Source organism: Parabacteroides goldsteinii, from assembly GCF_020091425.1.
GTDB lineage: Bacteria > Bacteroidota > Bacteroidia > Bacteroidales > Tannerellaceae > Parabacteroides > Parabacteroides goldsteinii.
The window spans coordinates 4,713,575-4,725,347 of sequence record NZ_CP081906.1; the positions used below are offsets into that span (position 1 = coordinate 4,713,575).

Here is an 11,773-nt window from a genome sequence, read left to right on the forward strand (position 1 = left end):
TTATCAAAACCGAGCAAACGTCTCCTTTATAATACCTACCGCCTCCATCATCTGTTCACGGGTAATAATCAGAGGTGGGGTGAAGCGGATAATATGGTCGTGCGTCGGCTTGGCTATCAGGCCGTTTTCTTTCAGTGCGAGGCAGATATCCCAGGCAACCTTTCCGTCATGCGGTTCGGTGACTACGGCATTCAGTAATCCTTTACCACGAACTTGTTTGACCATCGGATTGTCTATCTTTTCCATTTCACTACGGAAAAGTTCACCCATTGCATAAGCATTTTCAGACAGATGTTCATCGCGCACCACCTCCAATGCAGCAATACCGACGGCAGCAGCCAGCGGGTTTCCGCCATAAGTGGAACCATGTTCGCCCGGAGCAATCGTCAGCATAATCTCATCGTTTGCCAGTACAGCGGAAACAGGAGTCACACCTCCTGAAAGAGCCTTGCCCAGTATCAGGATATCCGGATGAATATTCTCATAATCGCAAGCCAACAGTTTCCCGGTACGACCGATACCGGTCTGTATCTCATCTGCAATGAACAGGACATTATGTTGTTTGCAGAGGTCGTAGCACCGGCGGAGATAACCGTCATCGGGAACAACTACGCCTGCCTCTCCCTGTATCGGCTCCAACAGGAGACCGACTACATCGGGATCTTGCAATGCTTCTGCCAATGCTTCTACATTATTATATTGTACTTTAATAAAACCCGGCGTGTATGGTCCGAAGTCTTCATAGGAACTCGGGTCGGTACTCATCGAGATGATTGTAATCGTCCGCCCGTGGAAGTTCTCGCTGCAAACAATAATCTTTGCTTTTTCGGGAGCGATACCCTTGATGCGGTATCCCCAGCGGCGTGCCAGCTTCAGGGCGGTCTCGACCGCTTCTGCTCCGGTATTCATCGGTAACAGTTTGTCGTAGCCGAAGAACTTACAGGCAAACTCCATATATTCACCCAATATATCTGCGTAAAATGCACGCGATACGAGTGTCAGCTTCTGCGCCTGTTCGGTTAATGCTTTGATGATTTTAGGATGACAATGCCCCTGGCTCAGGGCGGAATAACCGGACAGGAAATCAAAATAACGTTTGCCTTCCACGTCCCACACAAATACGCCTTCTCCTTTCTCGAGAACGACAGGCAGGGGATGATAGTTGTGTGCACCAAACTTCCCCTCACGGGTGATGTAATCTTCCGGTCTCATACTATTTCTGATTTAATTGTTTTTGTCAGACTGTAAGCGTTTCATACAGCCTTTGAGCCAAAGATAGTAATTTGAGTGACAGTATGTCACCGAAAGATCTATGTTAAGAAACACACTCCCCCCATAGAATAAAAAAGGGATGACCTTTGTCATCCCCTTTTTCATGTTTGGCGTAAAAAATATATATAGTCTTGAGAATTAAATGCGTATTATTTATCGACAGTTTTAAGGCTTACCGGCTTAAACAGGAATATGAATAAAAACAGCAATACCGCCGTGCAAGCCGAAGAGATCAGGAACAATACCGGCCAGTCACATTTGTCGCCGTCACGGAACTGACCGATCAACCATCCGTTCCACAAAGTTCCTATCAGGAAACCGATCCCCCAGACCAGGAAGAAAAGTAATCCCTGCGCCTGTGCCTTCATCTCTTTCGGTGCCACATTATCGGTATAGACCTGTCCGCCGACATAGAATAATCCGAAAATCAAACCGTGCACAATGATACCGATATAATAGAACCATTGTTGCCCTGTTTCCGCTCCAAAGAAAAAGGCCCCGTAACGAACCAGCATAGCAGCCATACCAAATATCAATGTATTCTTAATACCCGATTTTACCAGAATAGTCGTGGTAATTATCAGGAAAAACATCTCTGCCAATTGCCCGAAGTTCATCGTCACTGTGATATTTCGTACCTGTTCGTCCGCCAGAATCATGGAACCGTATACATGGTAAAGCGTAAACGGGATGATCGACAAGAATGTAAGAATCATAAACACACGGTAATTCTTATCTTTCATCAAAGAAAAAGCGGAGAATCCTGTAATATCCATCACCGATATCTTTGTACTCTTTGCCACCGACGGAGGAGTATGCGGAAGTGTCAGGTTGGCAAAAGCAGCAATGAAACAGACACCCGCTCCGCAATACATCGGCAGGTTCGTATCATCGAACGCTTCCATCCCCAACAGATGAATAGCTACCAGGCTGAAAATCCCCGAAGCTACCCATCCGACCGAACCGAACATACGTATACGCGGGAACTGCTCGGAAGGAGCGTGGCTCATCGCAATCGTACTTGTCAGACTCTGTGTCGGCATGTGACAAAGCATCGCCATTACAACAAAGAACATGAGAGGAGGAAAATCCTGCTGCTGAGCAGCCAGCAGCAGGAAAACTCCCGTCAAAATATTCAAAACTGCCAAAATCTTCTCTGCGGCAAAATAGCGGTCGGCAATTGCTCCGATAAACGAAGAGGCCATTGCACCGATAGCCATTGCACTTAATACTAAAGAAACCTGATACACTTCCAGCTTGAGCGTGTGAGACAAATAAGCCGCCAGCGGCACCCACCAGACAGCACTCAGCATGTACTGCAAAAACATCATCAGACAAAGCTGAATCTTTGTTCCTATTCCTGTATTAAAATGTAGTGTACTCATGATAGTAATATAAAAAGGTTTCTTGTTGTGTTTTCCAATCGTTGCTCAAAAGTACTCCCTATCAAAAGAAAAGTCTGTTCGTTCCGGTTGCATTAATTCCTCTATTTATCTCATTCTGTGCTATTCTCACCCGGTATGATACGATTTTTGAAATCCGTGATACAATAAATGAAAACTGGTAATACAATTTTGCATATCTTGCAGTGTCAAACAACAAACTTATATATGAGCTATCTGAAGTTGATCTTATCTATACTTTTCCTGTCTTGTTCCTGCTGGCTTTTTGCAGAAGAAAGCAATTACCTTTTCCGGCATTACCAGGTGGAAAACGGGTTAAGCGATAATATGGTGACCTGTTGCGTACAGGATAAAAGCGGCTATATATGGATCGGGACCCGTGACGGTCTGAACCGTTTCGACGGCTATACATTTAAAGTATTCCGGAATGACCCGGACGTCCCGGAATCGCTCGGCAACAACTGGATCACACATCTGGACTGCGACCGTGACGGGAATTTATGGGTAGGCACTCTCTCCGGACTGTACCAGTACAATGAGACTAAAGAATCGTTTCTGCATGTTCCTTTCACCAAAAACAAAGGGATCGACCTATTCCGGTTTGATAAAAACAATCAGCTGTGGTTGCTCATGGACGGAACACTGATACAATATAATGTATCCGACGGACAGTTTCATATCTTTGCCGGTAATAACGGACAGACCTATACCTCCTTTTGTATCATGGCAGACAATTCCCTTTGGCTGGGTGATTCGGAAGGCTTTATCTCCCTGTTGAACCCGGAAGACGGCAGTCTGGAATCGCACAACCTGTTTGCCCATTCACCTGCCACTACCTCCCGGAAGTTATCCATGTTATCCCCCTCCCCTTCTTCTGCCAACATCTATGTGGCATTTGAACATGATGACGTGAAAATATTCAACGTTCTTTCAAAAACCTATCAGGACCTGAATATCCAGGAAAAAAATCAATTGACTATCCTGATCAACTGTTTCCTTGAAAAAAACCAGAAAGAACTCTGGATCGGAACCGACTCGGGCCTGTTCATCTATGACCTGGACCTCGGAACCTGCAAACGTATCAGGCAGGACCCGTTGGACCCCTATGCACTATCCAGCCATTTTGTCTCAGCCTTGTTTAAAGACCGCGAAGACGGAGTCTGGATATGCTTCCACCAGAACGGTGTGAACTACTACTCTCCCTTCCGTCCTTTCAACGTATATTATCCCTGGAACGAAACGCATTCGCTGAAAGGAGAAGTAATACGCGACATTTGTACAGACATCTACGGGAATATCTGGGTAGGGACAGAAGACGCCGGCATCAATTGCCTGGAAAAGAAAACCGGGACTTTCACCAACTACCAGCCTGTCCCCGGCATGAAAAGTCTTTCACACACCAATATCCGGGGGTTGGCGGCCTCCGGGGATAACCTGTGGATAGGCCATGTGATACACGGCATCGACCTGATGGATATACGGACCCGGAAAGTAATCAAACACTACGACCTGCTGAAAGATGCACAAACGGTAAAGAACAGTACCGTCAAATGTATCAAGGTCCTGCGTGAGGGAGAAGTACTGGTCGGAACGGAAGACGGCATTTTCCGTTACGATTACCTGAACGATCGCTTTGTCTATGCTACCCAATTCCCGCCATTCGCCGTCAACTGCCTGTATGAGGACCGGGTCGGAAAGATATGGCTCGGTATGTTCAACCGCAGCTATTATTTCAATACGATCAGCAATAGCGGCATGTATCTCCAATATGATAAACTGAACACCCAGCGCCACAATTCAGTAAACGATGCCTGTGAAGACAAATCCGGCAATATGTGGTTTGCCACGGTGGAAGGAGTGATCAAATATGACTTTCAAACCGGCGAATCATTACATTATACGGTGAAAAACGGTATGCCGAGTAACGTTGCTTTCCGTATTCTCCCCGATGATAATAATCATATCTGGATCAGTACCGCAAACGGATTGGTTCGCCTTAACACACAGACCGAAGAAATCACGACCTACACGGAAGCACACGGCCTCGTTACCCGGCAGTTCAATTATAACTCAGCTTTCAAAGATGAAGACGGTACCCTTTATTTTGGTACAGTGAAAGGATTTATACACTTCAGACCGACGGATGTACGTCCGGCAGACGAAAAGATGGACGTACATATCAGTTCCCTGGATATACAGAACGGAGCGGACGGAAGAAAAGTTATCAACAGTTCAGCCGTATCGGAAGTCAAAAGCATTACACTAAATCATAAAGAATCGTCTTTCAATATCAATTTCTCAGCTCTCAACTTCATAGCTCCCGGTTCGGTTCAATATGCTTACCGGATGGTTAACCTCGACAGAGATTGGATTTCACTCGGAGAACGTAACATCGTTTACTTCACCGATCTGCATCCGGGCAGCTATACATTTGAAGTAAAAGCAGCCAATCTTGCCAATAGCTGGGGGGATGATATTACCCGACTGCATATCACGGTACTCCCTCCCTGGTGGACATCCACTACAGCCTATGTAATTTATGCTTTCTTCTTCCTTGTAATGATTATTTACCTGATCTTTTCCTGGCAAAAGAAAGAAAGAAGGAATATGGCATACAACATGCAGATATTTGAAAGCAAGAAAGAGAAAGAACTTTACCAGGCAAAGATAGACTTCTTTATCAACATCGCACATGAGATCCGCACGCCGCTCACGCTGATCAAGAATCCGCTGGAACGCCTGCTGAAATCGGACAAGATCGGAGAAAAAGAGAATAACTCACTGACACTGATGGATAAAAATGTATCCCGCCTGTTATCACTCGTCAACCAGTTGCTGGATTTCCGGAAAACAGAGATCGAAGGTTATCGTCTGAACTTTGTCCGCACGGAAGTCGTTTCGCTCCTTTCCGAGACCGCCAAACGCTTTCAGGATATAGCCACGGAGAATAATCTCCTGTTAAATCTGGATCTGTCTGTACAGGAGCTATATGTTTTTGTTGACCGCGAAGCTCTCACCAAGATAATGAGCAACCTGTTTTCGAATGCCGTTAAGTATGCAGCCAAGAGCATCGTGGTGCGCTTGCATCTATCTTCCGATTACGAAACATTCATGATCGACTTTATCAACGACGGGGTTCCCGTTCCTATCGATATGAGAGATAAAATATTCGAACCTTTCTACCGTATCAAAGGGAATGAAGACAAGCCAGGGACCGGTCTGGGATTACCATTAGCTCGCTCGCTAGCCGAAATGCATCATGGAATACTTGAATTGGTGGACTTCCAGAACAACCAGACAATGTTCCGTATCACCCTGCCGGTAAAACAAACCGGAGCAGTAAAGACAACAGACGAGGAATCTCAGCCACAGACATCCCTTCCTAAAATAACTTATACCTGCGAAGAGGGGCGTCCGACCGTCCTGATCGTTGAAGACAATAAGGAAATGAGTGCTTTCATCGCAGACGAGGTCAATGAGAACTATAATGTATTGGTGGCCGGTAATGGCTCCGAGGCATTGGACTGGTTGAAAAAACAGAGTGTACAACTTATTATAAGCGATGTCATGATGCCGGTAATGGATGGCTTCGCCCTCCTCCAACACGTAAAAGCGGATATTGAATTCAGCCATATCCCGATCATTTTATTAACAGCAAAAAATACCATGCAGTCACGCCTGGAAGGGTTGGAACTCGGAGCAGATGCTTATATAGACAAACCGTTCTCCACCAGCTTGCTGATGGCACAAATTTCAAATCTGTTATCAAACCGGGACAATATCCGTAAGTTCTATTTCAACTCACCGATCGCCAACATGAAATCGATGGCTTACACCAAAGCAGACGAAGGTTTCCTTGAAAAATTGAACGAGATTATCAACGAACATATTGGTAATCAGGACCTGGATGTAAACATGATCGCCGACCTGATGCACCTGAGCCGCCCGACACTGTACCGTAAAATCCGTGCCATATCAGATCTTACTCCCAATGAACTGATCAAAATCAGCCGTTTAAAGAAAGCAGCCGAACTATTGCTACAGGGAAATATGAAGATATATGAGATATCGGATGCAGTAGGATTCAGTTCGCAATCTTATTTCTGGTCTGCATTTATCAAACAGTTTGGAGTTAGCCCGTCAAAATATGCAAAAGAAAACAGGTAAAAATACATACACCCTGTTGCACGATAAAAGAAAATGAGTTCATTGATAATCAATACCTATTAAGCAAACAGGACAGAAAAGGACAAAAAGGACACCGCCACATTTTCAGAAACGAGGCATCAAAAAGCTGCCATGCCGCAGGCTCTCTTTTGCCGTCTGCTTCAGCTCAATGTCATTAAGTTAAGCAAGAAAACAATAGTAATGATGGGCTTAGTTACAGGTTTGTTTGCCGTCTGCTTCAGCTGACGGATAGTTAATTGATATATATTCATTGGACTTTAGTCCCATTTCTTACTGATTATAGCTATTGATTTATAAGAGAAATGTGGCTGAAGCCAAAAGAGAGAACAGCTTTTAAACCGTCAGCTGAAGCAGACGGCAAATGAACCTGTAATGACCAAGTGACTCTGATTCATGAAAGTTTATATTCTTAACTTAATGACATTGAGCTGAAGCAGACGGCAAAAGAGAGCCCGCGGCATGGACAACGCTTTTTGAAACCTTACTTTCTGAAAATGTGGCGGTGTCCTTTTTGTCCTTTTCTGTCCCTATCTTTTAATATTAGCTGATTTACAACTATTTACCCTATAGCCCACCATGCAACTGGGTATAAGGTAGCGAGGGGCGGAATATAGGGTATTCAACCATACCCTATAGAGAAAAACGGGGTATGGTTCCCTAAACAAAACCTGCTTATAAACAACAAAAGGCATCCTTTCCGGGACACCTTTTGCTATTCATATTTTTATATGGATTTCTTTCTATCTTATTCCTGAGTTGCCAGGTGATTCTTCAATGGGTTGGTATACATTTCCAGAATCTTTGTACGCAGGAAGGCTTCATCTTTGTTAGGCAATACAATTTTATCCAACTGTCCCTGCAAATATTCTTCAAAGTGTTTTTTGTCTCTTAAACCGTAGTTACTGCTGAAACGCTTTGTACCTGTCAACATATCGTATGCTACGTAATTACAAGGATAGAAACGGTAATGTTTATAGATTTCCTTGTCTATGATGTTTGCAATAGCAGCGATCAGTTCATTCTTTTCCATATCCTTATCCAAAGCAGCTAGCTGATCATTGATAGGCTGTGTCAATGTAAAATGAACGCGGCCCTTATTGTTCAGGATACCTGTTTCCATACTCAGCAGGTCGTCACGCTGACTTTTCACATAATTAGGATCATCGCGTTTCATCTGGAACTCTTTCGCTTTCAAGAAATCACACGGATCATATTCATAAGAAATAGCTACCGGAAAGATATTCAGGTCCATGATATTCGATACGATATCCTTGTCACCGCTCATGTTCAGCATTTTCAATACGCTACCCTGTGTACGGTCGTTCGAATCCTTGGCACGGCCTTCACGCTGTGCAATCCAGATCGATTCTTTCGTTTCGTTGATCGTATGACGGATATAAGCAGACAATGTACGGCTTACATCCAGCATCTGACGTACGGAAACACCACGTTTCACGATAAAACTGTTGTTCAGGCGAACCAAAGTTTCTATCCAGGGACGGATCATCAGATTATCACCGATGGCCACCTGTGTCATACCATAACCTACATCATACAACATGACATTCAGGAAGGAAGCATCCAATACAATATCCCGATGATTGGAAATAAACGTACAAGGCTTTTTATCCTTCGGCAGACGGCTTCGTCCGGAGATCGTCAGCGAGAAAGTTGTCTTGTTAGCCACCATCATCACTGCCTCATAAGCCAGCTTCGATTTAAAATCTTCTTTCGTCTTGAAAGAACGCATTGTTTCGGAAAACTCTTTCCAGTTTACATCCGGTTTGATGTACCGGAAGGCCCGCTCGAAATCTTCGTTGGTTACCAATGCCTCGATTGCATCCTTCACCTCGTTGTTGTTCAGCGGACGAATGTCGTCAAAATTATAGGAAACTTCTGTATCCATATCGTTTAATTTTATTTACCTACCTTTTGCAGTTCGTTCTCAATAATGTCAGTCATGACATCTTTGATATCCAATCCGGCAGCCCGAACCTGCTGCGGAATAAAGCTGGTAGCAGTCATACCCGGTGTTGTATTTACTTCGAGCATTTTCGGTTCACCGTCTGCCTCAATAATAAAATCCACCCGGATAAGCCCTTTGGCGCCCAGTATATCGTAAATCTTTGATACTTCGCGTTGTACCTTCTCCGTCAGTTCGGGAGAAATACGGGCCGGAGTGATCTCGTCAGACTCCCCGTTGTACTTGGCGTTAAAATCAAAGAACTCATTCTTTGTAACTACTTCGGTAAGCGGAAAAACTACTTCTTTCCGGGTTGCTCCCGAACCACAGCCTACCTTATAACAACCGCAGGTCACTTCTGTTCCGGAAATAAAACTCTCCAGCATGACCTCATTTCCTTCGGCAAAAGCCTTAGCTATAGCCGGTTGTAATTGTGAAGCATCCTTCACCTTTGTAACACCGAAGCTGCTTCCCCCGTCGTTGGGTTTCACAAATATCGGCAATCCCAAACGGCTCACAGCCTCTTCGTCCGTAACTGTCTGTCCTCTGAACAAACGGATGGAATCAGAGACTCTGACGCCAAAGCTACGCAAATAATTATTACAAACAAATTTATTAAAGGTCAAAGCGCTCACCAACTGACTGCATGAAGAATAAGGCATGCCTATCAAATCGAAATATCCCTGCAACCGTCCGTCTTCACCCGGAGTACCGTGAATAGTGATATAAGCAAAGTCGAAATGCTTTACTTCGCCATTCTCACAGAAACTAAAATCATTTTTGTCTATTGGTGTATGTTCCCCTCCAGGAAGTTTTACCGCCCATTCGCCCTTCTTAACGATGGCAATATATAAATTATATTTGTCTTTATCAATAAAAGAGTAGATTCCTTCTGCACTTTTTAATGAAACAACAATTTCAGAGGAGTCTCCTCCGGCTACAATAGCAATGTTCTTTTTCATTTTTATATCTCTTTAGTATTTGCATATACCCGCCACTTTTCTATCAGTTGTGTCATATCGGCCGGTATTTCGGAATCAAAAAACATTTCCTCGCCGGTAGTAGGATGCACAAACCCCAACGTCTTGGCATGGAGTGCCTGCCGGGGACAGATAGCAAAGCAATTCTGTACGAACTGTTTATATCTTGTAAAAGTCGTTCCTTTCAGTATTTCATTTCCGCCATAACGTTCATCGTTGAAAAGCGTATGGCCGATATATTTCATATGCACACGGATCTGATGCGTACGTCCCGTCTCCAGGCGGCATTTCACCAATGTCACATATCCCAGGCGTTCCAACACGGAGTAATGGGTAACAGCCGTCTTTCCCTGATCTCCTTCGGGAAATACCGTCATCTGCATCCGGTCGCGCAGGTCGCGTCCGATATTACCTTCGATACGGCCTTCGTCGTCTTTCACGATACCCCATACCAGGGCACGATATTCGCGTTTAGTCGTCTTATTGAAAAACTGCATACTGAGATGCGCCTTTGCCTCCGGCTTCTTGGCAACAACCAGTAATCCGGAAGTATCTTTGTCGATACGGTGAACCAGTCCTAACGCCGGATCATTCGGATCGTAAGTAGGATCATCTTTTAAATACCATGCCAAGGCATTTACCAACGTACCGGTATAATTGCCATGGCCCGGATGCACGACCAGACCTGCCGGTTTATCAACCACCAGCAAATCATCGTCTTCATAAATAATCTTTATAGGAATATTCTCAGGAATAATTGCTAAATCCCGACGGGGACGAGACATCATAATAGTCACGACATCCTCCGGTTTCACCCGGTAATTACTTTTTACCGGCTTGCCGTTTGCCATGATACAACCGGCATCGGCAGCCAACTGTATCCGGTTACGGGTGGCGCCCATCATCCGGTCTACCAGGAATTTATCTACCCGCAACAAGGATTGCCCGCGATCGGCAACGAAGCGGAAATGTTCATACAGCCGGGGAGCATCCTCCTCGTTCTGTTCTAACAGGTCATCAACCTGTTCATCATCCATTTCGTCGAAAAATTCATCCATAGCTAAAACCAGTTTTCTTCTTCACTATCCAATGATTCGATGGGCATCGTCGACAGGGAGTCGATCGACAAAGAGTCGGGATGCATCTCGGCTTCACCGCTGCTCACCTTCAGCACCAGCGGTGCCGTAAGCGGAACATGCTCACCTTTTGCCAACGCCCGTCCACGCAGATCGACAGAAACTGCCAGATCCTTGAAGTCACCCGGAACATACTCGATCTCCACATTTTCAAACCCGCGGGCTTTTAAAAGCGCATACGCCTGGCGGAATGACAGGTCTTCCACTTCCGGAATTGTTGCCATCTGCGAGGTCAAAGCATTCACGGTGATAAAAACGATACGTCCTTCTTTCACCTTCGAGCCGGCCAATGGAGACAGCTCGACGATAGCTCCCGGTTCCACGTCTTTAGAGAATACCGAGTCGATCACATTATAACGCAGGTTGTTATTTTTGAAGAATTCAGCGGCTTCTTCTATCTTCAGTCCCTTCACATCCGGAACTACAACGGCCTCATTATGCCGTGTATAATGATCCAGCCATTTCAAAGCACCATAGATCAGGCCACACGTCACGACCACTGCCAGCAGCAGGTTCAAGACGTACGGATTCTTTATCAGTTTAACAAAAAAGTTATTCATCTCTGTTTGTTTTTGTAGGCGGGATCAAAAATAGAAAACAAAGCCGTTAAAACAAAGAAAGTAAAGGCTTTTTAGCAAAAACCTCTACTTTCTTATACTAATTTCTTCTAACGGAGATTATCCGTTATATTCGTCAGATACAGTTAATTTAGCTCTTCCTTTAGCACGACGAGATGCTAATACTCTGCGGCCATTAGCAGTAGCCATTCTAGAACGGAAGCCATGCTTGTTCTTTCTTTTTCTGTTGGAAGGTTGGAATGTTCTTTTCATC

General features: G+C 44.7%; 8 protein-coding genes. 1 reads left to right on the top strand and 7 read right to left on the bottom strand.

Features of this window, described 5'->3' with window-relative positions; all coding sequences use genetic code 11:
• Positions 1-3: 3 nt before the first annotated feature.
• Complete coding sequence (rocD, locus tag K6V26_RS19970; protein ID WP_224263654.1) at positions 4-1,212, bottom strand: ornithine--oxo-acid transaminase; 1,209 nt, start codon at positions 1,210-1,212, stop codon at positions 4-6.
• Between the two features lie 209 nt (positions 1,213-1,421).
• The gene (locus K6V26_RS19975) at positions 1,422-2,657 is read right to left on the bottom strand and encodes an MFS transporter (RefSeq protein ID WP_007655681.1); all 1,236 of its coding nucleotides are present in this window, start codon (positions 2,655-2,657) and stop codon (positions 1,422-1,424) included.
• Between the two features lie 225 nt (positions 2,658-2,882).
• Here K6V26_RS19975 and K6V26_RS19980 point away from each other — a divergent pair, with 225 nt between their 5' ends.
• Positions 2,883-6,842, top strand: coding sequence for a hybrid sensor histidine kinase/response regulator transcription factor (locus K6V26_RS19980; RefSeq protein ID WP_224263655.1), 3,960 nt, complete (start codon positions 2,883-2,885; stop codon positions 6,840-6,842).
• 766 nt (positions 6,843-7,608) lie between these two features.
• Here the strand turns inward: K6V26_RS19980 and K6V26_RS19985 are convergent.
• From K6V26_RS19985 to rpmH, 5 genes are all read right to left on the bottom strand, one after another.
• The gene (locus K6V26_RS19985; protein WP_224263656.1) at positions 7,609-8,769 is read right to left on the bottom strand and encodes a 1-acyl-sn-glycerol-3-phosphate acyltransferase; all 1,161 of its coding nucleotides are present in this window, start codon (positions 8,767-8,769) and stop codon (positions 7,609-7,611) included.
• 11 nt (positions 8,770-8,780) lie between these two features.
• Positions 8,781-9,788, bottom strand: a complete 1,008-nt coding sequence (locus K6V26_RS19990; RefSeq protein ID WP_224263657.1) for a D-alanine--D-alanine ligase — start codon at positions 9,786-9,788, stop codon at positions 8,781-8,783.
• 2 nt (positions 9,789-9,790) lie between these two features.
• Positions 9,791-10,864 carry an RluA family pseudouridine synthase gene (locus tag K6V26_RS19995; RefSeq protein WP_224263658.1) on the bottom strand — a complete coding sequence of 358 codons (1,074 nt, stop codon included), beginning with the start codon at positions 10,862-10,864 and terminating at the stop codon, positions 9,791-9,793.
• A gap of 2 nt (positions 10,865-10,866) precedes the next feature.
• A complete protein-coding gene (locus K6V26_RS20000) occupies positions 10,867-11,502 on the bottom strand; it encodes a PASTA domain-containing protein (protein ID WP_007655703.1) in 636 nt (211 codons plus the stop codon).
• Positions 11,503-11,619: 117 nt separating this feature from the next.
• Complete coding sequence (gene rpmH / locus K6V26_RS20005) at positions 11,620-11,772, bottom strand: 50S ribosomal protein L34 (protein WP_005633099.1); 153 nt, start codon at positions 11,770-11,772, stop codon at positions 11,620-11,622.
• Position 11,773: the final 1 nt, after the last annotated feature.